20 protein-coding genes and 1 tRNA gene are annotated in these 22,885 nt (G+C 65.0%); 12 read left to right on the top strand and 9 right to left on the bottom strand.

Annotated elements, in window-relative coordinates:
• Nucleotides 1-241: 241 nt before the first annotated feature.
• From BMX93_RS12990 to BMX93_RS10965, 4 genes are all read right to left on the bottom strand, one after another.
• Nucleotides 242-409: a hypothetical protein gene (locus BMX93_RS12990; RefSeq protein WP_177170208.1), complete on the bottom strand. Its 168-nt coding sequence runs from the start codon at nt 407-409 to the stop codon at nt 242-244.
• Between the two features lie 118 nt (nt 410-527).
• Entirely contained in the window at nt 528-1,535 is a 1,008-nt protein-coding gene (locus tag BMX93_RS10975) for a MerR family transcriptional regulator (protein WP_091970978.1), read from the bottom strand.
• 3 nt (nt 1,536-1,538) lie between these two features.
• On the bottom strand, nt 1,539-2,201 hold the full coding sequence (locus tag BMX93_RS10970; RefSeq protein WP_091970976.1) for a HEAT repeat domain-containing protein: 663 nt from the start codon (nt 2,199-2,201) through the stop codon (nt 1,539-1,541).
• 395 nt (nt 2,202-2,596) lie between these two features.
• Complete coding sequence (locus BMX93_RS10965; protein WP_177170207.1) at nt 2,597-3,262, bottom strand: TetR/AcrR family transcriptional regulator; 666 nt, start codon at nt 3,260-3,262, stop codon at nt 2,597-2,599.
• A 102-nt stretch (nt 3,263-3,364) separates the two neighbouring features.
• Between BMX93_RS10965 and BMX93_RS10960 the strand changes: the two genes are divergently transcribed.
• Both BMX93_RS10960 and BMX93_RS10955 read left to right on the top strand, forming a co-directional pair.
• The gene (locus BMX93_RS10960; protein ID WP_091970972.1) at nt 3,365-4,657 is read left to right on the top strand and encodes an ABC transporter permease; all 1,293 of its coding nucleotides are present in this window, start codon (nt 3,365-3,367) and stop codon (nt 4,655-4,657) included.
• A gap of 59 nt (nt 4,658-4,716) precedes the next feature.
• Nucleotides 4,717-6,432, top strand: a complete 1,716-nt coding sequence (locus BMX93_RS10955; RefSeq protein ID WP_177170206.1) for an ATP-binding cassette domain-containing protein — start codon at nt 4,717-4,719, stop codon at nt 6,430-6,432.
• 717 nt (nt 6,433-7,149) lie between these two features.
• Here the strand turns inward: BMX93_RS10955 and BMX93_RS10950 are convergent.
• Nucleotides 7,150-7,222 (bottom strand) — tRNA-Ala (locus BMX93_RS10950).
• 152 nt (nt 7,223-7,374) lie between these two features.
• Here BMX93_RS10950 and BMX93_RS10945 point away from each other — a divergent pair.
• From BMX93_RS10945 to BMX93_RS10915, 7 genes are all read left to right on the top strand, one after another.
• Nucleotides 7,375-7,794 (top strand): DUF5318 family protein, encoded by a 420-nt coding sequence (locus BMX93_RS10945; RefSeq protein WP_091970967.1) that lies wholly within the window; start codon nt 7,375-7,377, stop codon nt 7,792-7,794.
• The gene (locus BMX93_RS10940; protein WP_091970965.1) at nt 7,787-10,018 is read left to right on the top strand and encodes a transglycosylase domain-containing protein; all 2,232 of its coding nucleotides are present in this window, start codon (nt 7,787-7,789) and stop codon (nt 10,016-10,018) included. Before BMX93_RS10945 ends, BMX93_RS10940 begins: the two co-directional genes overlap by 8 nt.
• Nucleotides 10,019-10,066: 48 nt before the next feature.
• Nucleotides 10,067-11,452 carry a glycosyltransferase family 87 protein gene (locus BMX93_RS10935; RefSeq protein ID WP_245725834.1) on the top strand — a complete coding sequence of 462 codons (1,386 nt, stop codon included), beginning with the start codon at nt 10,067-10,069 and terminating at the stop codon, nt 11,450-11,452.
• Nucleotides 11,449-12,579 carry a mannosyltransferase family protein gene (locus tag BMX93_RS10930; protein ID WP_091970962.1) on the top strand — a complete coding sequence of 377 codons (1,131 nt, stop codon included), beginning with the start codon at nt 11,449-11,451 and terminating at the stop codon, nt 12,577-12,579. Before BMX93_RS10935 ends, BMX93_RS10930 begins: the two co-directional genes overlap by 4 nt.
• A 303-nt stretch (nt 12,580-12,882) precedes the next feature.
• Nucleotides 12,883-13,098 carry a CbtB domain-containing protein gene (locus BMX93_RS10925; RefSeq protein ID WP_091970960.1) on the top strand — a complete coding sequence of 72 codons (216 nt, stop codon included), beginning with the start codon at nt 12,883-12,885 and terminating at the stop codon, nt 13,096-13,098.
• A 223-nt stretch (nt 13,099-13,321) separates the two neighbouring features.
• Nucleotides 13,322-14,257, top strand: coding sequence for a CbtA family protein (locus BMX93_RS10920; protein ID WP_091970947.1), 936 nt, complete (start codon nt 13,322-13,324; stop codon nt 14,255-14,257).
• 70 nt (nt 14,258-14,327) lie between these two features.
• Complete coding sequence (locus BMX93_RS10915) at nt 14,328-15,740, top strand: 4Fe-4S binding protein (RefSeq protein WP_218139327.1); 1,413 nt, start codon at nt 14,328-14,330, stop codon at nt 15,738-15,740.
• A gap of 160 nt (nt 15,741-15,900) precedes the next feature.
• On the opposite strand, the gene BMX93_RS10910 is transcribed toward BMX93_RS10915, so the two are convergent.
• From BMX93_RS10910 to BMX93_RS10895, 4 genes are all read right to left on the bottom strand, one after another.
• Nucleotides 15,901-16,518, bottom strand: a complete 618-nt coding sequence (locus tag BMX93_RS10910) for a DNA-3-methyladenine glycosylase I (protein ID WP_091970943.1) — start codon at nt 16,516-16,518, stop codon at nt 15,901-15,903.
• A complete protein-coding gene (locus BMX93_RS10905; RefSeq protein WP_091970941.1) occupies nt 16,515-17,687 on the bottom strand; it encodes an AAA family ATPase in 1,173 nt (390 codons plus the stop codon). Before BMX93_RS10905 ends, BMX93_RS10910 begins: the two co-directional genes overlap by 4 nt.
• A 149-nt stretch (nt 17,688-17,836) precedes the next feature.
• Nucleotides 17,837-18,925: an NAD(P)H-dependent glycerol-3-phosphate dehydrogenase gene (locus BMX93_RS10900; RefSeq protein ID WP_091970939.1), complete on the bottom strand. Its 1,089-nt coding sequence runs from the start codon at nt 18,923-18,925 to the stop codon at nt 17,837-17,839.
• On the bottom strand, nt 18,916-19,941 hold the full coding sequence (locus BMX93_RS10895) for a sugar-binding transcriptional regulator (RefSeq protein ID WP_091970937.1): 1,026 nt from the start codon (nt 19,939-19,941) through the stop codon (nt 18,916-18,918). The genes BMX93_RS10900 and BMX93_RS10895 overlap by 10 nt, the downstream gene beginning before the upstream one ends.
• 437 nt (nt 19,942-20,378) lie before the next feature.
• On the opposite strand from BMX93_RS10895, the gene BMX93_RS10890 reads away from it, so the two are divergent.
• From BMX93_RS10890 to BMX93_RS10880, 3 genes are all read left to right on the top strand, one after another.
• A complete protein-coding gene (locus BMX93_RS10890; protein WP_218139326.1) occupies nt 20,379-20,864 on the top strand; it encodes a PTS sugar transporter subunit IIA in 486 nt (161 codons plus the stop codon).
• 40 nt (nt 20,865-20,904) lie between these two features.
• The gene (locus tag BMX93_RS10885) at nt 20,905-21,207 is read left to right on the top strand and encodes a PTS sugar transporter subunit IIB (RefSeq protein WP_091970936.1); all 303 of its coding nucleotides are present in this window, start codon (nt 20,905-20,907) and stop codon (nt 21,205-21,207) included.
• A 271-nt stretch (nt 21,208-21,478) separates the two neighbouring features.
• Nucleotides 21,479-22,750: a PTS galactitol transporter subunit IIC gene (locus tag BMX93_RS10880; RefSeq protein ID WP_091970935.1), complete on the top strand. Its 1,272-nt coding sequence runs from the start codon at nt 21,479-21,481 to the stop codon at nt 22,748-22,750.
• Nucleotides 22,751-22,885 lie beyond the last annotated feature (135 nt).

The raw sequence follows: 22,885 nt of genomic DNA, 5'->3' as shown, positions 1-22,885 counted from the left end.
CCCTGGGCTTCCGCAACCTCACCAACTACATCGCCAGAAGCCTGCTCGAGACAGGCGGATTCAGACCCCAACTACACCCTCGATTGGGATGAGCCTCGAATACCTCCGCAGTCGCTGGGAGCTCGGACTACCCGATCGATATCGCGAACTTGTCTGACGTCTCACCGGATAGACGCTATTCACACGGCCTGCGACAGCGGCGAGAGCAGGGCAGTTCGAAGATCAAGACCATGGAAGCGGGTCAGTCCGCGGAGGCGTCATGGGACAGCTCCGACTGAATCTTGCGGATCGTCACGGCGAGCACTCCCGAGGCCAGGAGCCCGGCGCCCAGCGGCCTAGACGAGTTCTTCCCGAGCAGGGGCAGTCTCGACAGTGCTGCGCGAACGTCGGGCGTCTGCGGAGAGGCCATGGATCGATTCTCTCAGCACGCGCTGATCCTCGTTCACACGACGCGTGGCAGCTCAAATATCTGCGCTGGCGTTCGAGGAAAGCCGGGTCTTACGCAGAGCACGTTGAGTGCCCTACGGCTACGCTCGTGCGTCCTTGGCTTGCGTGTCGAGGATGAATCTGGCGGTCAGCGCTGTGGCGCGGTCTTCGTCATTGAGAAGTGACGTGAGAGTGTCTTTCGTTGCGTCTGGCGGAAGATCGTTCAGTGCGGCAACCAAGCGACGGCGGGTGTCGGGATCTGCGGTCTTCAGCGCCCTTGCCAGGGCAGCCACGACTCGATCGACCTGCCCGTAACGGAGGGCGAGTTCTGTGAGCGCGTCAGCGGCCTCGACGTCGTCCTGACCAGTGCTGATGAGCGCGATCAGTGCGCTGATGGAGCCCTTCTTACTGTGGTGCGCGCGGGCAATGATCGCGCGGTTTCGGATACGAAGATCCTCATGTTTCGTCAATCCCATGATGACCTGCCTCGCGGCGGGGGTGTCGAGTTTCACCAAAGCATCGAACGCGCGACGTCTCCGCTCGCTGTCCTGGGAGTCCAAGGCCTGGGCAAGAGCGGGGATCGCTGTATCCCCGCTTCGAGCGATAGCCCATTGCAGGGCACCGGCAGCGGCTTCAGCGTTCTCGCGCAGCATGGCCTCGACAAGTACGGGGACATCGCGCTGCTCTGGTTCGGCGATCTTCAGCGCCAATTGCTGTCGATGTGAAGGGCTGGGCGATTCCAATCCTCGGATGAGCCCGATAGTGCGCAAGACATCAGCCCACGTTTTCGGGGCGGTGGCCTGTACATCTTCCAGTCGCTGCACCAGCTCCTGCCCACGCGTGATCTGCTCTCGCGTGCGTTCGATGACGTCGTCGACCATCGCGGCGGGATCGAACGTCTGGTCGTCGATCGCCTCCGCGATCTGAGCAAGGCTCAATCCCAAAGAGCGCAAGCCCTCGACGTGGAACAGCCGACGCATATCGCTCTCGGAGTATTCCCGATATCCACCCGATGTTCGCTCCGAGGGAGATACCAAACCGATTCGGTCATAGTGGCGCAGCATCCGCGCACTGATGCCCGAACGCTGCGCCACCTCACCGATCAGCAATTACTACTCCTTCACCATGGGTGCTCCCAGAAGAGCAACAACCCGGTTCGCTTCCGCAATCGCGAGATCGAACCCCTCCGCTGGGTCAGCCATGATCGCCAGCGTCGCCACGGCATGCGCCTTCACCGCCTGGTCCTCGCTGTTGACCGCGTTTTCGATCACCGGCTCAGCAGCGGCTCCGAGGACGGCGAACGCGCGGCTGAGGCTACGTTGCGTCTCACGGTCTCCCCGCCCCAGCTCACCGGCCAGCTCCCGAGCCAACTCAGTCTCGTGACCGGCGGGGACGAGCCCGGCGGCGGTACGCCACGCCGCACGAGCCACCTCGACATTCTCGTCGTGAAGGAGATCTACGGTGATCGCGGCACATGTTGCCGGATCGCCGATCTTCGAGAGCGTGTGTAATGCCTGACTGCGCGCTTGAGCAGATGCGGAACGAAGCCGAGGCACAACCGCCTTCACCGTCAGCGCAGGATCATGCCTGGTCAGCGCCCACGTCAGCATGTCCCGGACAAAGAAGTCCGGCTCCACCTCGCACCGCTCCACAAGCACCTCGATGTATGAATTATCCGGCCGAGTACCGGCCGCCAGGGCAGCCTGCAAACGCGCCGATGTGCTGGTGACCGACAGGGCATCCCTCAGCCGGGTTCGTGGTGTGTTCGTTCCCATCTCAAGACCTCCTGAAGAAACTCCACACCTTGTCACCGTGACAATGTCAAGCAGTCGGAGGGATAGAGAGAATCATTGTCTGGACCCTGACCTTCGCACAGTGATAAGCCGTGGAGCCGAGAAGGAGGAGGGCTCCGCCGCCGACGGTCTCCCGCCTGGTTGTTCGCCTCGGGCAGCAACGATCGCTGCTGATGGGGCTCGCCTGAATCGCTACGAGCAGTGCTGATCTTGGCTCAAGACTAACGGCTGAACGCTCAACAGCCACAGGGCGGCGTCATCGATAATCCTGTCTTGACAAATGTCGTCTTGAGCTGCCACGCCTCTTGCAGGTGACGTTGAAACGGACCGGTCGCGCGGCGACAGAGGCCCTCGTTTGCACGACGCGTGGCAATGATTCACGCGATGCGGTCGGACTCGGTGTTCCAGTCGAGATCGCCGAGGATGTAGCGGTCGAGCGTCGGGCCGGCGGTGCTCGCGACTTGGCTGATTGAGAGTTCCGCGAGCGGAGGCACTTTCAGGACATAGCGGCCGATGACGAGCCCCAACAGTTGCGACCCCGCCAGCGACACCCGCGCCTCGGCCTGGTCGGAATCGAGTTGCGGCGCCAGGCGACCGATGAGCTCCTCGCTCACAAACCGAAGGAAGATCCGCCGGGATTCTTCGTGGGTGCCCAACCCCCGGGCGAGCCCAATGAACGCCGGCCCTACGCGAGGATCCTCCAGCGCGGTGAGCACTGCCAGCAGGTAGCGGGTACCCGGCGAACCCTCTCCTGAGGTTGAGCGCTCCGCGAGGAGATTGGGAAGACCGCGGGAGCGGAAGGTCTCGGCTATCGCAGTGCTGAAGAGGTTCTCCTTGGTGCCGAAATAGTAGTGCACGAGCTTCGCGTCCACACCCGCCACTTCAGCGATCTTGCGGATCGTCGTCGTCTGGTACCCGTGCTCTCCGAACTGGGCGGTCGCCGCTTCAAGAATCTGCTCCTTGCAGGCACCACCGTTCGATCTGGGGCCACGACGCGACACCGCTGGAGCGATCTTCTCCACTGCTGTCACTTCGTCACCCACTTGACCCACGTTCCCGAGAGTACCAGCGAGCCAGCCGATTTCATCGGCGAAAGAAATGCTCTATCCTGATTTCATCGAACAGTGAAATCGGGAGGTGGGGCGATGCGAGCCCTCATCGTGAAGGAGTTCAGAGAGCTGGCGCGTGATCGCCGCACGCTGGCGATGCTGGTCGTGCTGCCGGTGCTGTTGCTGGTGATCTTCGGGTATGCGGCGAACTTCTCCGTGGACCGGGTTTCGGTGATCGTCGTGGGTTCTGAGGCGAAGGCGCTCGCCGATGAGCTCGGCAGCTATGGCGTGGCCGTAGATGATCTTGAGATCGTTCGCATCGACCCGGCTCTTGGCGCATCGGATGCCGAGCGGCTGCTTCGGGATCGGGAGGCGGACGCGGTGATTGTCGCGGACGGCACCGACGATGCGGATGCCCCGCTGCCGGACCAGATGCGCGTGTACGTCGATGGAAGTGAGCTATTCACGGCTCAGGCTGCGAAGGGCGTGTTCGTAAAGCTGGCCGCGGAGGACGCGCAGGATCGGATCGCTCACGCACAGACGTCCCTCAATGAGGCGCTGGCCACCGCAAAGCAGGCGAAAGCCACGCTGGAGACGTTCAGCGAGGAACTGGCGGGGTTCCAGACAGCACTCCAGCAGGCGCTTGCGACCGGCGGGCCGATTCCTGCCGCCCCGACTCCGCCGGCGGGGCTATCGATGCCCGATCTTCCCGAGATCAGTGCGCCCTCGCTCAACCCGGATGAGGTGGTGACGGTGCTGTTCAACCTGGACTTGAAGACCTCGTGGGTGATGGTGCCGGGGCTCATCGGCCTGATCCTGCTGTTCATCGGCGCGCTCATCACCAGTATCGGCCTGGTCCGGGAACGCGAAACCGGCACTTTGGAACAACTCGCTGTGATGCCGCTTCGTCCCTCGGCGATCATCATCGGGAAGGTTGCCCCCTACTTCCTCCTCGCCCTCATCGACATGGCAGCTGTCACCGCGCTCGGAGTGTGGTTGTTCGAGGTCCCCTTTGCCGGGAGCCTGTGGCTGTTCAGCATCGCCGCGGTCGTGTTCCTGCTCGTCGTGCTCGGCATCGGGGTGCTGATTTCCTCCGTGTCGCAGAACACGGGGCAGGCGATCCAGATGGCGATCCTCTTCGTCGTCCCTCAGGTGCTGCTCTCGGGACTGATCTTTCCCCTCGATTCCATGCCTCTTGGGGTGCGCTGGATCGGCTACGTTCTCCCGCTGACCTGGTTCCGGGAGATTGCTCAGGGCGTCATGCTCCGCGGGGCGGGCCTCGGCAGTCTCTGGCTGCCCTTGGCGATCCTGACCGCCATGGCCGTCGTCGCGTTCGGGGCTTCGACCGCACGGATGCGGTACTCCCTGACGCATGGGGGTGCCCGCTGATGCTGCCCACCGGTATCCGCCTTGACAATGCCTCCGTTTTCTTCGGCAAACTCCCCGCGGTGGATGGCTTCACGGGTGCTTTCACCCCCGGCACCATCACCGCTCTCATCGGTGGTGATGGTGCCGGGAAGTCGACCCTGCTGAGGCTCCTCGCCGGTCGTCTCAGCCTTCACAGCGGCACCAGCGAAGGCCTGCCGGTCGACCGTCGCAAGATCGGCTATCAGCCCGCGGACTCGGGTGTGTGGCGAAACCTCTCGGTCGCGGAGAACATCGAGTTCGTCTCCCGCACTTATGGCCTCGATCCCGAACAGGCCCAGAAGCGCTCAGCGGAGCTGTTGGCACTTGCGGGCCTCGATCACGTGACCGGGCGTCTCGCCGGACGCTTGTCGGGCGGGATGCGGCAGAAGCTCGGCGTGGTACTCGCGACCCTGCACCGCCCTGGCTTGGTACTGCTGGATGAGCCCACCACAGGTGTTGATCCCATCAGCCGCGCCGAGCTGTGGAGCCTCATCGCTGGTGCCGCTGCAGACGGCGCGACCGTTGTGTTCGCCACGACCTACCTGGATGAAGCCGAACGCGCCAGCAGGCTCTTCCTCCTCGGCGACGGCAGGCTACTTGCTGCAGGCACCCCGGACGACATCATCGCGCACACGCCCGGCGTCATTTCGCAGGCGCCCGTCGCCCTCGACGCCGCCCGCCGCGAACTTGCCTCGGCACACGCATGGCGGCGAGGTGACACAGTGTTCCGATGGGAAGCGAGGCCCGGCGACGGCCAACCTGAGGGGTTCGAGACCGCGCCCGCAGACGTGGAGAACACGAGCATCGCGCTACTGCTCAACCAGAATGGTGAACAGGTTGCTTCTGCGAGCCTCACCGATCCACGAGTTCTCGGATCCCGCAGGACCGTGGATACACCGCTGGTTGAAGCCATCGATGTCGTACGCCGCTACGGTTCGTTCACTGCGCTGGGCGGGATCTGCCTCAACGTCCAGCCCGGTGAGGTCGTGGGCCTTCTTGGCGGCAATGGTGCGGGAAAGACGACGCTGATGCGCATCCTGCTCGGCCTGGAGACTCCCACAGCGGGCACCTCGACACTGTTCGGCGAGACGCCTTCGCTGGAAACCCGCCGCCGTATCGGCTATGTCGCCCAGGGGCTCGGCCTCTATCCCTCGTTGTCGGCCATCGAGAACCTGGAATTCTCCGCGTCCGTGCACGGTGTCGAAGTGAACGAGCACGTCCGCGAATTCGCCCACCCCTTCGGCCGAAACCCGATCTCGTCGTTGCCACTGGGCACGAAACGCCACCTGGCGTATCTTGCCGCTACGCTGCATCGTCCCGAGCTGCTGGTGCTGGACGAGCCGACCTCCGGCATGGACGCTCTCACTCGGGCCCGCCTGTGGCGCGACTTACGAGCCACAGCAGACGAAGGGGCGGGCATCCTCGTCACCACGCACTACATGCAGGAAGCCGGGCAGTGCGATCGCCTCGTCATCCTCACCGCAGGTGAGGTCACAGCGGAAGGCACGGTCTCAGAGATCACCTCAGCGCACACCTCCCTCACCGTCGCGGCCGAACACTGGCAGGAAGCGTTCACTCTGCTCCGCACGGCGGGCATCCCGGCACTCCTCGACGGGCGTACGCTCCGCATCCCAGGCGCAAACCACGACGAAATCCTCGCACTGCTCGCAGCATTGCGGGGAAAGCTCACCATTACCGAGGGCACCGCGACACTCGAAGAGACGATGATGCTCTCTGCACTGAATCGCGCTCCCTAGTGAATGACGAATCATGCCAGCGCTCTCTCTGAGGAGCGTCCCCTCCATATGAGCAAGGTGTGGGAGGAGGTGCGCACCCATTCTGTCAGGAGCTGTGAGCACCATGCCGAGCATCACCCAGCATGACGACCGTCACCCAGATCTCAGGATTGAGCACACGGGACAGAGGGGATCTCCTCACCGGCGAGGAACCTCGCGATCTCCTGCGCCGTCTCCACGATCGAGGCCCGGGAGCTTGAAGCTGAGACCATGCGGTTCTGAAACTCATGGAGTACGGGTGCGAGGAATACGAGGCTCTAGCCATGAACAGATGCCGTCGCCGAATCACGACTCTGGCGGCCCGCACTTCTCTGCGTTCCTGAATCGCGGACAGTCGCTCATGTCACGGCCCGCTCTCTGCTTCGCTGAGCGACGAGATGGCGCCCGATTCGCGGCCAGACCGGACAATGAGGAGCGACGAGAACACAGCGATGCGCGCAGCGGGCCAAGATCGAGCAGAAGCTCCTCCCCAGTCTCGGGGTGGGGCTGTGGCGGAACGGCCTCTCGTTGGCTGCGCGGCCATCTGTGCCGACACCGACGTCCAGGGGAAGCGCCTTGCGGACCAAACCTTCACCACGGGTATCGATAGCGAGGAAGCAACCCCCTGCTTTGCAGAGCCCTCCGCCGTCACAACAGGCCAGAACACCCATGTCAGGAGTTCGACTAATTCTGAAATTGTGGAGCATAGGGGACTCGAACCCCTGACCCCCTGCTTGCAAAGCAGGTGCTCTACCAACTGAGCTAATGCCCCGCGACGCGGCGCCTGCCCAGTGTAGCGGGTGAGAGGCGGCGCGTCGCTCGACCGTAGCGGCGCCTCGCCCACGCCACCCGCTCGATGAGCTCCAGCCTCGTCTCGCGTACACCTCCTCCCCGGCGCACACGCGTGCCGATTACCCTTGCCCCATGCAGACGCAGCGTCAGGTGATGAGTTATGCGCTCCAGCGCCGGGCGACGCTGGAAGCCATGCGCCGTCCCACTCGCCCCATGATGGAGTCCGACCCGTGTGACGCGGACCCTCTGCTCATCCGCTCTGCGCTGCATCACGGCTGGCCTGCCGGGCAAGAGTGCCCGGTCTGCGCCGGGGAACATCTCACGCTCCTCGCCTACGTCTTCGGGGACCAGCTGGGCCAGTACTCCGGACGCATCCGCCAGCCCTCCGAGCTGGAGGAGATGGAGCAGCAGTTCGGTGAGTTCAAGGTCTACGAGGTCGAGGTCTGCCCCGATTGCGGCTGGAACTTCATGATCCTGAGTTATCTCCTCGGGGATGGCCGCAAGCGCCGCCCGCCCCGTCACGAGCAGACAGTGGAGGACATCTATGGCTAAGCGCTACCGGCCGTCGAAACAGGTCACCGCGAAACGGGCGGCCGGAACCCGTGCGTCGAAGGGTCACCTCGCCGCACGCATTGTCACGATCCTCGCCATCGTGGTGGTCCTGGCGCTGCTCGTGACGGTGGTCGGCGGTTTCATCTACTACCGCAGCGTGAAGCTGCCCGACCCCAACAAGGATTTCACCTCGGAGACGACGACGCTGTACTACCGCGACGGCACGACCAAGCTCGGTGAGCTGTCGGTGCAGAACCGCACCGTGGTCGACTATTCCAAGATCTCGGAGAACATGAAGAACGCGGCGATCGCCGCAGAGGACCGTACCTTCTGGACGAACCGTGGTATCTCGCCGCGCGGCATCGGACGTTCCCTGGTGGCCATTGCACGCGGCGAGGACCTCCAGGGCGGCTCCACGATCACCCAGCAGTACATCAAGATCCGGTACCTCACCAGCGACCAGACCGTCACCCGTAAACTCCACGAGCTGGCCCTCGCGGTGAAGATCAGCACCGAGCTGAGCAAGGAGGAGATCCTTGCCGGATACCTCAACACCGTCTATTTCGGGCGCGGTGCCTACGGCGTCGAACGGGCAGCAGAGGTCTTCTTCAACACCACCGCCGACAAGCTCACCGTGCCCCAGGCCGCCCTGCTCGCCTCGATGATCAACAACCCTTCCGGGCTCGACCCGGCCAATGGCGACGCCGCCAAGCAGGCGCTCGTGGAGCGCTACGACTATGTCCTCGACGGGATGGCGCAGGCCGGGACCATCTCCCAGGCAGACCACGACGCCTCCTACGACAAGCTGCCCGATCTTGTCGCGGGCACCCAGTCCAACACCTACGGCGGCCCCAACGGATTCCTCATCTCGATGGTCGTCAAGGAGCTCAAGGACAACGGCCTCACGGACGCCCAGATCAACGGCGGCGGTCTCAAGGTGATCACCACCTTCGACCCGACCATGCAGGCCGCGGCCATCAAGACGGCCCAGGACTACACGGCCAAGACGATCGAGAGCGCACGGACCAGCCAGGACCCGAAGAGTCTGCATGCTGCCATCGCGTCCGTCGCCGTCGGCACCGGCGAGGTCTATGCGCTCTATGGCGGCCCCGACTACGTCACCTCGCAGCTCAACTGGGGCACGACCGCCCGCCCGGCGGCCTCCACCTTCAAGGCCTGGGCCCTCATCGCCGGACTCGAACAGGGTTATGGCCTGAACACCACGCTCACGGGCAACACCTTCACCCCCAAGGGGGACAACGTCCCGGTGCACAACGATGGTGATGTGAACTACGGGCGCGTCTCGCTGCTCAGGGCCACCTCCTACTCGATGAACACCGCGTTCACCGATCTGGTGACCCGGATGAACAACGGGCCCGCTGCCGTGGTCAAGGCCGCCAACGACGCAGGCGTGCCGACATCGGACGGCTGGGATCTCAACAACCGCATCGCACTCGGCACCGCCCAGGTGAGCCCGCTGTCCAATGCCACCGGCTTCGCCACCATTGCCAACGACGGCCAGCGCAACACCACCCATGTCGTCAAGGAGGTTCGCGACGCAACCGACAAGGTGATCTACCAGGGCAAGACGGACGCCACCGCGGCCATCGACCCCACCATCGCGCGCAATGCCCAGACTGCGCTGGAATCGGTGGTGACGAGTGGCACCGGACGATCGGCGCAGGCCCTCAACCGCGAGGTCATCGCGAAGACAGGAACGAAGGATGTCGGCGAGCAGACGACCGCCGCCTGGTTCGTCGGGGCCACGAAACAGATCTCCACGGCAGTGATGTATGTCGCAGGTGACGGGAACCAGGATCTCAATCCCTACTCGGCGTCCGGCGATTTCGACTCCAGCACCTACCCCGCCGATACCTGGCTGGACTACATGGAAACCGTCATGCAGGGCCTGCCGAAGGAGAGCTTCAGCGGCCTCAACACCGTGAAATCCTCGGCGTCTTCCGATGAGCAGGCCGCCGACGACGAGGCCTCGGCCGCCGCTCCGCGCACGAGCGTTCGCGCGCAGAATCTCCCGACCAGCGTTCCGATCCGGCCCACCGCCTTCACCCCTGCACCTGCTCCCTCGACGCCGGCGGCCCGGCAGACCCCCGCCGATCAACCCGTCCAGACTCCGCAGGCATCCGCCCAGACAGAGCAACCTGCCGATGGTGAGGGCGCTCAGAACCAGCAGGCCAGGACAGCCCCTCTGGCCCCGCAGCGATAGATGTCCGGAATCCAGCCCAGCGATGGAGGCGGCGCGCCAGTGAGCGTCATGGAGCATTTCTCGCAACGCATCGGCGGCCCGGTGGGTCGCCATGCGCGACCCTGGGGAATCTGGTTCGACCCGCTGCCCTGGGTGCTTGGCGTCGCGGCTCTCAACTGGATCATCCTCATGGCCCGCCAGCTGCCCTGCGAACAGCATGTCTACGGCCAGCCAGTCAATCCCTTCCTGCGGCTGTGCTATTCCGATATCCCGCTGATCTTCCAGGGCCGCGGCATCGCCACTGGCGCATCCGTCTACGGACAGGCGCAACTCGAGTACCCCGTGCTCACCGGATATGCGGTGATGATCGGCCGCTTCTTCACCAAGCTCTTGGGTGGTGAGCTCGGACCGGACGCCAGCGGCCAACAACAGCTCGACGCCAGCCACCTGTTCTTCGTGCTCACCGCCATCGGCCTGTTCTGCTGCTTCCTGACCCTGGTCATCAGTCATCTGCTCATGGGACGCGATGTCGCCAGCTCGACAGCCGGCGGCATCAAGGTGCGCAGCTTCGACGCGATGTTCCTTGCGGCGGCGCCGGTCGTGGCGGCCAGTGGGCTCGTGAACTGGGACATGCTTGCGGTGGCCCTCACCTCGGTGGGCGTGCTGCTGTGGGCCCGGCGCCGGCCGGTGGCTTCCGGAGTACTCATCGGACTTGCTTTCTCGGCGAAGTTCTATCCGATCTTCGCGATCGTCGCTCTCCTGCTGGTGTGTCTGCGCGCCGCGCGACTCGCGGCCTTCATGCGTTTCCTCGGTGCAGCCGTGCTGAGCTGGCTCGTCGTGAACCTGCCCGTGATGATCACCGCGCCGGCTGGCTGGGCGCACTTCTGGACGATGAACTTCACGCGCGGCGCCGACCTCGGTTCGCTGTGGTACGTGCTGGGCCTCATGGGCATGGGAATACCGGGCCTCAATGTGATCGTGGTGATCCTTATGATCGCGGGCTTTGCAGGGCTTGCCTGGCTCGTGCTCAACGCGCCCCGTCGGCCACGCCTCGGCCAGGTCGTCTTCCTGGCGCTGATCGTCTTCCTGATCTGCAACAAGGTGTATTCGCCGCAGTACGCCCTGTGGCTGCTGCCCTTCGTCGTGCTTGCCAGGCCCCGCGTATTCGATTGGGCGGTGTGGAGCATCGCCGAGGTGGCCTACTTCCTGGCCGTATGGGGTCTGCTGGAAGGCATCCTTGGCGTGGGCCAGAGCGCCAATGTGGTCTATTGGTTCGCAGTGCTGCTGCGTATCGGTGTGCAGCTGTGGCTGGCCTCGCGGGTGGTGCACGACATCCTCAACCCGTGGGATGACCCGGTGAGAACGCCTTTTGTGGACGACCCGGTGGGTGGGGTGCTCAATCACGCGCCCGACGCGCCGTGGATCGTGCGGGCCCTGGCGGATCCTGAGGAATGAACGACAGCGCCCGGCGCGACCACCTCGTGCTGACCGTCTGGCTCGCCACCCGGCTCGCTCTGGTGGTCACTGCCTTCGCCGTGATGCAGCGCACCGGCGCCTCGCTCGACACGGTGCTGTCGCGCTGGGACGTCCAGCACTACCTCGCCATCGCGCGCAACGGCTACGCCGATCCGCAGAACATGGCCTTCTTCCCCGGTATCCCGCTGCTCCTGCGCGCCGCGGGGGCAGCGGGCCTGTCCATGACTCTGAGCGGCGCGCTCCTCAGCAATCTCGCCGCGCTGCTCGCCGCCCTGGCGCTGGCGCGCCTGGGCGGGTCACTGGCCGGGTGCGCCTGGCTGCTCGCTCCGATGGCCGTCTTCACCTCCGTGCCCTATACCGAGGCCATCTTCTGTGCCCTGGCCTTCTGGTCCTGGCTGCTCGCCCGCCGGGGCCGCTGGCCGCTCTCCGCCGGGCTCGCCGCTGCCGCCTGCTGCGTGCGGGTCTCCGGTCTGTTCCTGGTGGCCGGGCTCGCGGTCCTCGCGCTGAGCGGGGGCGAACCCTCACCGGCCGGCGCGGAGACCGCAGTGCGCGAACCATCCTGGCGGGCCAGAGGGCGCAATCTGTGCTGGGCGCTCCTTGCGGGGCTCGTCGTACTCGGCTTCGTGATCTACCTGCACGCCCTCACCGGAAGCTGGCAGGCCTGGTTCGGCGCCCAGCGGGCCGGCTGGCAGCGGAGCTTTCTGCCTCCCTGGCAGGGATTGCAGAACACTTTGTTCGCCACCCATCCCCAGTCGTGGCCGAACGAGCCGAGCCGCGCCTGGATGTTCCGTTTCGAGATCGCCTCGGTCGCCATCGGCTATCTCACGGCGATCGGCTGCGCGATCCGGCGGGCCTGGGGGCAGGCCGTGTATGTGCTCGTGCAGGTGCTGGCGCTCAGCTGCACCACATGGTTCATCTCGGTGAACCGCGCCGTGTTGCTGTGGTTCCCGCTGTTCGTGGCGATCGGCTCGGTGGCCTCCCGGCGTGGGGGGAGCATGGGCCTGCGCGGTGGACGCGTGGTGGTCATCGCCGCCGGCGTGGCTGCCGGCCTCGCACTGCTGGTGTGGTGGGCGTCCCTGTTCTATGCCGGTCACTGGGCCAGCTGAGCCGGCCGGTCACTGGGCCAGCTGAGCCGCGGCTGCGGGCGGCTGCACGCACCGCCCCTGGGCAGCCATCGGGCTGGCGCCCGGCCCGGTTCGCCGGCCCTACCCTGATTCGACCCCCGATGTATCGGCGACGACAGTGCGATGCTACTTTGGAGATGTCTTGGTTGGGGGAAACCGGTGGAATCCGGTACGGTCGCGCCGCTGTGAAGCTCCTGTGGTCACCACAGGAGACGAGTTCAGACCTCCCACTCAGGATGATCCATCGGTTTGGGACGCGTAATCCCTTGAGGGAAGGTTCTCCAGATGTCGTCATATGCGGCTGTCCCGGCAAAGGCCGGCGCCGTCGACTGGGCCAAGGATTCAGCACTCGGCTGGATCATCTCCGCACTGGTCGTCGCCCTGCTCATCTACTACTTTGTCGGTGTCGATCAGGGTGCTTACTCGCTTTTCGGTAGCGATATGCACATTCACGAATTCGTGCACGACTCGCGCCACTTCCTCGGCTTCCCCTGCCACTGAGCCGCCTGTCCGCTCGCGGTTCGGCCGTCACCGGGTGATGGCCGAACCGGACCCTGGGGTGTGAGAAAGGCCTCATCGGACTCGCACCCGCACTCACTTCGCACAGTGTGCATTCGTTGTGCGCCCGGATGGAAGAACCATAACGGGCCCATCCGTCTCGAACTCCGAGTCCTCCTGCGAGGGCCGGAGTGCGTCCGGGCGCATCCGCAGACAAGGAAACAGAATGATCCAGTATTTGGACAACCGGAGGATTTTCCTCACGGGTGCGATTTCCGGCGCGCTCGCAGGCCTGGTGGCCTTCATCTTCGCCCGGATCTTCGCCGAACCGCAGATTCAGCTCGCCATTGACTATGAGGGCGCCCGCGACGAGGTACAGGAGGCGGTGGACAAGCTCAATGCCGCCGCCGGCATCAAGTTCCCCGAGCCCGGCCCCGATATCGAGATCTTCAGCCGGGGCATCCAGCGCAATATCGGCATCGCCGCCGGCATGGTGCTCATGGGGCTGGCCTTCGGCCTGCTCATCGCGATTGCCTTCCGGCTCATCCTCCAGCTCACCGAAGGCCGCCCACCGCTGTCGGGGCGGCTCACCCTGGTTCTCATCGGGCTGCTCGGCTGGGTGGTCGTCTTCGCCGTCCCGGCCCTCAAGTACCCGCCGAATCCGCCGGCCATCGGCCACTACTTCACGATCCACCAGCGAGGCAATCTCTACCTGCTCACTGTGCTGTCCTCGGTCGTCCTCGCGATCGGAGCTGCCTTCCTGGCGCGCCGGCTGGCGAAGACCATGAACGTGTGGACCGCCGTATTCATTGCCGGAGCCGGCTATCTTGCGGTCATCGGCATCATCTTCGCCTTGCTGCCCAACCTCGGGTCGCTGAGTCAGAACGTTCAGTACTTCGGCAGTTCGGTGACCTACGGAAGCGGCGACGCCGCCGTGACGATCCCCGTGACGACCGAGACGCCGCTGGCCTTGCGCGATCCCAGCGGGAACTACCTGTTCCCTGGTTTCCCGGCCGATGTTCTCTCTCGCTTCCGCCTCTACTCCTTCATCGCACAGGCGATCTTGTGGCTCGGTGCCTCGCTCATCATGGGGACCTGGCTCACCAGGGTCCCCAAGGGCGCCGTGAAGCACCAGAACGCCACCACTGCGGTCGGCGTCTGAGCGCGCTCCAGGGCAGGGCCGCTGGGGCCCGACCGGCCGGCGGCCCTGCCCACGAACGAGGACCGAGATCATGAGTCAGACAGTTCACCACACGCTTTCCGGCCGTTCGATGCGCCACGGCCGTGACCAGAAACCGGCGAAGGAGCCGATCAACCTGCTGAACAACCGGCTGCTGTCCGGCTTCCTGCGCAGCCGCTGGTACCCGGCTGTCTTCCAGGTGCCCATCCTCATCGGCACCGTCTTCGTCATCTACGACTTGATCGTCGGGCCAGCCGACGCCGACGAGAACTTCGGTGCCACCCTCATGTGGGTGCTGTGGTGGTCCGCTCTCCCGATCGCCCTGCTGCTGGTGGGCCGGTTGTGGTGCGCGGTCTGTCCCTTCGGCTTCCTCAGCGATCTCGTCCAGAAGCTCGTGGGCGCCCACCGCCGGGTGCCTGGCGCGCTGCGCCGCAATGCCATCTGGATCACGGTCGCCGTGTTCTTCGTCGTCACCTGGATCGAACACGTCTGGGGCCTGTCCGAATCACCGCGGGGCTCGGCCATACTGCTGCTCGCCGTGGCGGGGGCGGCCGTGGTCTTCGGCGCCCTGTACGAGCGGCGCACCTGGTGTCGCTATGTGTGCTTCGTGGGAGGACTGTCGAGCAACTACGCCCGGGCCGGCATGCTGGAGCTGCGGGGCACCCGGTCGGTGTGCTCCGGATGCGAGGTCGAGGCCTGCTACAAGGGGAGTGCCGCCGCAGCGGGCTGCCACATGTTCGAGTACCCGCGCGCCATGGACACCAGCTCGCAGTGTGACTACTGCGCCGGCTGCCTCAAGAACTGCCCCAACGACTCGATCCGGCTGTCACCGCGCATGCCGACCAGGGAATTGTGGACGGTGCGCCGGCCACGCGTCGAGGTGTCCTTCCTCGCCATCGCCATCGTCGGCATCGTGCTCCTGGAGAACCTCTCGATGTTGCCGCTGTGGGAGCAGATCACGGGCTGGATCGGTGAGCAGTTCGGCACCGAGAGCACGTACTTCACCTTTACCTTCGCCTTCGTGCCCACCGTTCTCGCTCCGATTGCGCTGCTCGCGCTGGCCTCCCGTGCGGCGGCCCAGGTCAACGGTCGTACCACGAGGCAGAACTTCGCCCAATTTGGCTATGCGTTCATCCCCTTCGGCATCGCGGTGCACATCGCCCACAGCCTCTTCCATCTGCTGGCCGAAGGCCGCGCGGTGATCTTCTCGTTCCAGGGCCTGTTCGGCCACGACCTCGCTGGGCGCTCCACCGCCGTCGTCGGTGCGCCCACGATCAAGGTCCTGCAGTACCTGCTCATCCTCGCCGGCACCGCCGGGGCCCTCTACACCGCCCACCGGCTGGCTCGAGGACGCACCGGCGACCGCAATCCCCGGGCCAGCTTCGTGGCGAATGCCGCGCCGATCCTGCTCATGGCCCTCGTCAATGCGGTGCTGTTCTCGATGCCGATGGCGATGGTCATGTAGCCGAGCCCAGACAGTGCAGAGCCGCCGCTGGGCAGGGATGTAGGCAGGGGGAACACGCGGGAATGAGCACCGGCGAACGCGAATGTGCAGCGGAGAAGGTGCCGAGGCGCGCGTGCCGGGGTTGGGGGGCCGGGACTGGGGGATCGGGTGCCGGTCTCGTTCAGTCGATGAGCTCGGAACAGCCCTCGGTGCGCGGATCCACCAGACCGATCGCCTGCATGAGCGCATACATCGTGGTGGGGCCCACGAAGACGAAGCCCTGCGCGCGGAGGTCCGTGGCCAGTGCCGCCGATTCTGCGGTGGCGGTCGGCGCGTCAGCGCCGGGCGGGCGCCGAGGGAGGGGATCCGGACGCCTGGACCAGATGAAGGCGGCGAGCCCACCGCGATCCCGCAGGTCCACGGTGGCCTTGGCATTCGTGATGGCCGCCCCGATCTTGCGCCGGTTGCGCACGATGCCCTGGTCGGCCATCAGCCGGTCCACATCGCGCGAACCGAAGCCGGCCACCGCATCCGGGTCGAAGCCCGCGAACGCCGAACGGAAGGCCGGGCGCTTGCGCAGGATCGTCGACCAGCTCAGCCCGGACTGGAAGGCTTCTAGGCACAGCCGCTCGTACAGGCCCTGTTCGGTGCGTACCGGGCGGCCCCACTCGGTGTCGAAGTACTCACGCAGCAGGGGATCGCATGCCGCCCACGGGGGGCGGACCCGCCCATCTTCGCACAGCACGAGACCCTCTGCGATCTGCTTCGCCGCGCTCGAGGCGTCCGAGGGGCTGCTCATGGCTGGCTGCGCAGATAGCGGCCGAAGTGCGGCACCGTGAAGGCCACCTTGCCGCGTTCCCCGGAGTAGACCAGCCCCTTCTTCATGAGCGCGTCGCGGGCTGGCGACAGGGACTGGGGCTTGCGGCCCAGCGCCTGCGCCACGTCGGTGCTGGACACCTCGCCGTCGTCCTCGCCGATATCGGCCATGGCGCACAGATACTCCCGCTCGGCCGGTGTTGCACGCTCGAAACGGCTGCCGAAGAAGCCCACGGCAAGCTCATTCGCGGCGCCAGGGGTGCCGATGCGGACGTCCTCGGCACTGATCGGGCTTGCCGCCGCCACATCCCAGACGGCTTTCCCATAGGCCTGGATGAAATAGGGATAGCCGCCGGTGGTCCGATACATCGCGTCGAGGGCGTCGGTGCTCCATTCGGCGTCCTCGTCGCGTGCCGGGCTCTGGAGGGCTTGGTCGGCGGCCTCGCGGTCGAGGCGGTCGATGCGCTGGTAGCTGAACAGGCGCTCGGAATAGCTCTTGGACGCCGAGAGCAGTGCTGGCAGGTGGGGCAGCCCGGCGCCAACCACGACGAGGGGCAGGCCCTGCTGGCTGATCTCGTGGCAGGCCGCGCACAGCGCCGAGACATCGGCCGTGGTCAGGTCCTGCATCTCATCGATGAAGACTGCGATACCCACGCCCATGTCGGCTGCCAGCCCGCCCAAGTCGCTGAACAGTTCCACGAGATCGATCTCGATGTCACCCGAGTCGGCACGGCCCTTGGTCGCTGGAGCGAGGATCCCGGGGTTCCAGCGGTCGGCCAGCTTGCTGCCGGGCTTGGCGTCGCGTTCTATGAACGCCCTGATGGTCCCCAGCGCCTGGTCGACGTCGGGATGACCGAGCTCGCGTACCGCCATGTGGAGTGCTGCCCCGAGGGGGCGCCGAAGGTGCTGCTCGGGCCTGGCCTCCAGCTTGCCGGTGCCCCAGTGGGCCCGCACGGCTTGGCCGCGCAGGGCATTGAGCAGCACGGTCTTGCCGACCCCGCGCAGCCCGGTGAGGATCAGCGAGCGCTCCGGACGCCCGTGCGCCACTCGCTCGATCACCACGTCGAAGTGGTGCAGCTGCTCCGAGCGTCCTGCCAGCTCCGGGGGGCGCTGACCGGCGCCGGGGGCATAGGGATTGCGGATCGGGTCCATGACAGCAGAGTATTCGAGAATCTAGTGAGATTCATAGATCCCGGAAGAGTTCCCTCTACTCCTCGCTCCACACCGTGGTGGCTTCCCGGCAGGCCGCGCCCCGGGGCCGCCGAGCAGCTCTCTCGACGCCCCGGGCCACCGGATCGTGCTCAGCGCGCAGATGCTCCTGCCTGCGTCAGGCTGTGGTGCCCGCCGAAGAAGCTGTCCCAGGGGATGTCGAGCTTTCCGTCGCGGACGACGAGATCGTAGAGGAAGCGCACGAGCGGGAAGTCGCTCGCGGCGACAACGCCCCGTTCGGTGAGCTTCTCCAGGGCCGCTCCGATCACCTTGATGGCCGCGACACCCTCCAGGGTGATGCCCCTCATGTGCACCTCGCGCACCTGCGAGAAGGGGATGCCGGCGCCAACGAGCCCCCCCGCCTTCACATTGCGTCCGCCCATGGAGGTGACGAACATGTCGCCAACGCCACCCAGGCCATCGGCGACCTTCGGGTCGCCGCCGAGCAGTTCGATGAACTGATGGATCTCCCGGGAACCCTCCGCGAACAGCGCGGCCGAGTAGTTGTACATGACGTACTTGGCGTCCAGCTGGTTGGTGGCGCTGAGGATTCCGTGGGCAAAGCCCTGGGCAAAGGCGAAGACATTCTTCGTGGCGGCGCCGACCTCGTGCGCGATGAATTCCGTGGAGGTCCATACGTGGTAGTAATCCGTGCGGTACAGATTCGCGAGATATTCGAGGGATTCGGGGTCCTCCCCATTGAATACCACGCAGCTGGGGCGCCTGATGGCCAGCTCGCCGGCAATGCAGGGGCCGACGATCGCTGACCAGGTCACCTGCTGGGAGAGCGGTCCGACGGCTCTTTGCAGCACGTGCGGGAGAATGTGGAGATCGCCATTGGCGTCTGCCTGAAGGCCCTTCGTGATGACCAGTACTTTCTGGCCTGGATGCAGGAATCTGGCCAGTTGCTCGCCTGCCCAGTCGATGCCGAACGAGTTCACCCCGACCATGACCACATCGGCGCCGGCGATCTGGTCGCCCGCCTCACCGAAATAGTAGGGCTTGACTCCGGCGTCGAGCTCGACGCCGAGCACCGGGTGTACGCGCGTCTGCTTGACGGACGCGATGATCTCGTCGTCGAGATGCGTGCCGATGAGTCGGACCTCATGACCATTGTCACGCGCCGGATTGGTGAGCGCCGAGGCCATGACTCCGGCGCCGAGGACTGCGATTATTGCCATTGTTCTCTTCCTTGGGAATGTGTGGCGGACAGTGGCGCGGGTCGGGCGCCGGATTCTTCTTCATGGGTCTTGGGGGGCTCGCTCAGCAGAGCCTTCGCGATGGCGCTGTCGACGATGAGGGTGGTGCACAGTCCGGAGAGCACCACGGCCCTCGTGCACTCGGCCTTCTCGACCCCGGCTGCCACCGCTATCGAGTTGGCGCAGCTGCGCACTGCGGACAGCGGGATGGACAGTGTTCGGTCGTCGAGCTCGGGAGCCGCGGGTGTGCCGGCCGGGGTGATGAAGTGGCTCATCACATCGCCCACCGCACCCGCCCGGCGCATCTCGTCCATCTGCTCCACGGACAGATATCCGGACTGGACCAGCACGGACTCCGGCCTCATGCTGCCGGGCGAGAAGAGCATGACGCGGCAGCTCTCCGCGGCCCTGAAGGTCGCGGCGACCGAACGGTCCGCGCGGAGCAGCTTGGCTGCCCAGGCATCCTCCAGAATCGTCGGCGCTTCGAGACGTCGTACTGTGCCACCGCCTGATTCGGCCATCACATGCAGGGAATTGCCGATGGGATTGCCTCGCACGAAGGAGGGGCCGCCGTTGGTCTGGATGACCTCGAGATCGCGCGCCCAGCCCTGTGGCAGATTGGCGGCCACTTCGGCGGTGGTCCGGCCCCAGCTCACCGCGATCTTGCGGATCGCCGGTCGGATGTTGCACAGCTGCTCGGCAGCCATCGAGCATACGGATTTCATGGTGGCAGCGGGGCTGTGCTGGCTCGGCAGGACCATGACCTCGCGCAAACCGAACTCGCGCCGCAGCTCGACTTCGAGTTCATGGCGCCTGGCCCGCGGATGATCAATGACAATACGAACCAGGCCGGTTTTCCGAGCTTCGTCGAGGAGGCGCCCGACGGTCCATCGGGTCACTCCGAGTTTGTCCGCGATTTCGGATTGGGTGCTGGCCTGGTAATAGTACAACTCGGCGGCGCGGAGCATTTGCTCCTCGTGGTTGTCAGTTGCACGCATCGTTGCCACTCCTGTCCTTCGGGGCCAACATAACGCGGTCCAACGCTGATCGCGGCTGCCCAGCCCAGTATTGCGCAGATGAGCGCAGATGAAACTTGCCTCCTCGCCACGGGTGTCCCAGGTGAGGAGTGAGTCGCTCGCGCACAGCGGTTAAAGGCCATGTGACTAGGTAGTGTGACGCGAGGGAGGGGTGCTGCACAGGTGTTGCTCATATGAGCAACGAATCCAGGTTGACGCTGCTCACCCCCTGTTCCTAGCCTGATGGACAGGTCCGTTGCCTCGATGCAGAGGCAACGCTTCATGGGGATCATCAGAGAGCATCGAAATGGATCAGCGAACCCTGGATTCAGTGAGCTGCCCTCGCGGGCCGGTGTGGTGCACATACCACGCCGGCCCGGATCGCTTCGACTTCGAATCGCAAAGATGGGATATCGATTGTGAAAGACACCAGTGGTGGGTCGGCCACCCAGATCAGGCTTCGGGACTATCTCCGCGATGAGCTGATTCTTCCGCAGCGAGAACTGACAGCGCAGCAGGAATTGTTCCGGTTCGTCAACGAAGTCGCACTCGAGAACGGGTACGTGAACGAACAGTTCCTGCCGAAGCTGATCGCCCGGGAGGAGAAGTATCCCACCGGACTGGAACTCGAGCAGGGCGCGGTGGCCATTCCGCACACGGATGCGGACACGATCGTCAAGGAGTTCGTGGCGGTCATCACCACAAAGGAGCCGATCGAGTTCCACCGAATGGATGATCCGGCCCATCTCGTGCGGCCGAGGCTGTTCTTCGTACTGGGTCTCAACCGGCCCCATGCCCAGGTCAAGATGCTTCAGCAACTGGCCGCGGTCATCCAGAACCATGAGTTGGTCACCCTTCTCGAGCAGGCGCCCACCCCCGAGGCGATCCGCGCCACACTCGAGTGATCACGACCCCACGTCAACAGAGCAGAACCAAGGAGTTTTCATGAACAGGGAATTGAAGGTGCTTGTGGCGTGCGGAGCAGGAATCGCCACCTCGACGGTCGTCATGCAGAAGCTGGAGGATTTGTTCAAGCAGAACAACATCCGTGTTTCGCTCATCCAGATCAAGATTTCTGAGGCGGCCGGCAGGCAGCAGGATGCCGACATGCTCGTGTCCACGAGTCTGCTTCCCACCGCCTACCGGATTCCGGCCGTTGTGGCGATGGGATATCTCACCGGGCTCGGTAAGGACAAGCTCGATGCCAAGATCATCGATACCGCCCGGGAGATCCTCGACAAGGAATAGCTCTCGGCGGCCCGGGCGTGCCACGGCGCGATCCGGGCGCTGACCGTGGGAGGGCCCGGGTGTGTCGCAAGGTCGCGACCACCGATTCCGGGCACATGGCGGGGCGCACCGCTGCGCTTCGCAACGCGCTTGCCAGGAATGCGTCGCCGATGAGGGCACCGGGCCGCCTGAGAGCTCCGGGGCGTGGCGACTTCACGAGCACGGCTTATGGCAAGCACGGCTCATGGCAAGCACAGCTTATGACGAGCACAGCTAATGAAGGGGTTGTGGAATGGAAACTCTCACCCACGCGGTTCAGTACTTCCTGAACCTTGGGCCGAGTGTGATGCTGCCGGTCTTCATCTTCATCATCGCACTCATCTTCCGGGTCCGCCCGGCGAAGGCATTGCGTTCCGGTGTCACGATCGGCATCGGAATGATCGGTATCAATCTGGTGCTGACACTGCTCAGCAACAACATCGGTCCCGCTGCGCAGGCGATGGTCCAGAGATTCGGGTTCCATCTGACCATCATTGACGTCGGCTGGCCAGGCGTGTCCTCTGGAGTGTGGGCCCAGCCGATCAGTGCGGCGGTGATTCCGCTCGCACTGGTGGTCAACGTGATCATGCTGCTTCTCAACTGGACGAAGACCATGAACGTCGACATCTGGAATTACTGGCACTTCGCCGCGGCCGCCGCAACCGGCTATCTGGTCACCGGAAACCTGTGGTTCGGGTTCGCCATGGCAATCATCTACGAGGTGGCCTGCCTGATCATCGCCGACCGGACGGCCCCCACGATGCAGGAGTACTACGGGCTCGAGGACGTCAGCTTCCCGACCGGCTCGGCCAACGCAATGGCCCTGCTGGGCATCCCGATCGGCTGGCTCATCGGGAAGATCCCCGGCATCAACCGGGTCAAGGCGGATCCGGAGACCATCCAGAAGCGCTTCGGCATCTTCGGTGAACCGTGGGTGATGGGTTTCGTCATCGGCGCCGCGCTGGCAGCTCTCGCGGGCTACGACGTCGGCAAGATTGCCCAGGTGGGAATGAACATGGCCGGTGTCATGTTCCTCATGCCGCGCATGGTCAAGCTCCTCATGGAGGGACTGATCCCGATCTCCGAGGGTGCGCAGGAGTTCTTGCAGAGCCGATTCAAGGGCCGCAAGATCTACATCGGCATGGACGCCGCGCTGTCCACCGGCTCGCCAGCCGCACTGTCGTCCGGGCTCCTGCTCGTTCCGATCACCCTGTTCCTGGCGGTGGTCCTGCCGGGAAACCGCGTCCTGCCGTTCGGTGACCTTGCGACCATCCCCTTCTTCGTCGCCCTCATCGTGCCCTCCCGCAAGGGGAATATCTTCACCACCGTGCTCACCGGCACCGTGGTGATGGCCGCGGCGCTGCTCATGGCCACCGATTTCGGGCCCGTTCTCACCCAGATGATGAGCGGGGTCGTCAACCCTCCCGGCGGAGTCACGCAGATGAGCAATCTCGACACTGGTGGCAATGTGCTCAACTGGGGGGTGCTCAAGCTCTCGCAGCTGTGGAATCTGGTCTTCCACTGATCGCAGGGATTCACCCGGGCTCGAGCGCGTGAGGCCCGAGCCGCTGGCCGGCGCCGGCGAAATCGATCCTGGTTTCCCGGCGCCGACGACGCATCCAGACGCATCCAAGACCCCTCGTCCCAGCTGCCATGGGGA

Origin of the sequence: Propionibacterium cyclohexanicum (genome assembly GCF_900111365.1) — a bacterium.
In the GTDB taxonomy this organism is placed as follows: domain Bacteria; phylum Actinomycetota; class Actinomycetes; order Propionibacteriales; family Propionibacteriaceae; genus Propionibacterium; species Propionibacterium cyclohexanicum.
This window is presented reverse-complemented; position numbering and strand designations above follow the sequence as displayed.

What these genes read in the sequence shown, in the direction of transcription:
- BMX93_RS12990 (WP_177170208.1), bottom strand. Translation starts at nt 409, where the DNA reads ATGGCCTCTCCGCAGACGCCCGACGTTCGCGCAGCACTGTCGAGACTG.
- BMX93_RS10970 (WP_091970976.1), bottom strand. Translation starts at nt 2,201, where the DNA reads ATGGGAACGAACACACCACGAACCCGGCTGAGGGATGCCCTGTCGGTC.
- BMX93_RS10960 (WP_091970972.1), top strand. Translation starts at nt 3,365, where the DNA reads ATGCGAGCCCTCATCGTGAAGGAGTTCAGAGAGCTGGCGCGTGATCGC.
- BMX93_RS10945 (WP_091970967.1), top strand. Translation starts at nt 7,375, where the DNA reads ATGCAGACGCAGCGTCAGGTGATGAGTTATGCGCTCCAGCGCCGGGCG.
- BMX93_RS10940 (WP_091970965.1), top strand. Translation starts at nt 7,787, where the DNA reads ATGGCTAAGCGCTACCGGCCGTCGAAACAGGTCACCGCGAAACGGGCG.
- BMX93_RS10935 (WP_245725834.1), top strand. Translation starts at nt 10,067, where the DNA reads ATGGAGCATTTCTCGCAACGCATCGGCGGCCCGGTGGGTCGCCATGCG.
- BMX93_RS10930 (WP_091970962.1), top strand. Translation starts at nt 11,449, where the DNA reads ATGAACGACAGCGCCCGGCGCGACCACCTCGTGCTGACCGTCTGGCTC.
- BMX93_RS10925 (WP_091970960.1), top strand. Translation starts at nt 12,883, where the DNA reads ATGTCGTCATATGCGGCTGTCCCGGCAAAGGCCGGCGCCGTCGACTGG.
- BMX93_RS10920 (WP_091970947.1), top strand. Translation starts at nt 13,322, where the DNA reads ATGATCCAGTATTTGGACAACCGGAGGATTTTCCTCACGGGTGCGATT.
- BMX93_RS10915 (WP_218139327.1), top strand. Translation starts at nt 14,328, where the DNA reads ATGAGTCAGACAGTTCACCACACGCTTTCCGGCCGTTCGATGCGCCAC.
- BMX93_RS10910 (WP_091970943.1), bottom strand. Translation starts at nt 16,518, where the DNA reads ATGAGCAGCCCCTCGGACGCCTCGAGCGCGGCGAAGCAGATCGCAGAG.
- BMX93_RS10905 (WP_091970941.1), bottom strand. Translation starts at nt 17,687, where the DNA reads ATGGACCCGATCCGCAATCCCTATGCCCCCGGCGCCGGTCAGCGCCCC.
- BMX93_RS10900 (WP_091970939.1), bottom strand. Translation starts at nt 18,925, where the DNA reads ATGGCAATAATCGCAGTCCTCGGCGCCGGAGTCATGGCCTCGGCGCTC.
- BMX93_RS10895 (WP_091970937.1), bottom strand. Translation starts at nt 19,941, where the DNA reads ATGCGTGCAACTGACAACCACGAGGAGCAAATGCTCCGCGCCGCCGAG.
- BMX93_RS10885 (WP_091970936.1), top strand. Translation starts at nt 20,905, where the DNA reads ATGAACAGGGAATTGAAGGTGCTTGTGGCGTGCGGAGCAGGAATCGCC.
- BMX93_RS10880 (WP_091970935.1), top strand. Translation starts at nt 21,479, where the DNA reads ATGGAAACTCTCACCCACGCGGTTCAGTACTTCCTGAACCTTGGGCCG.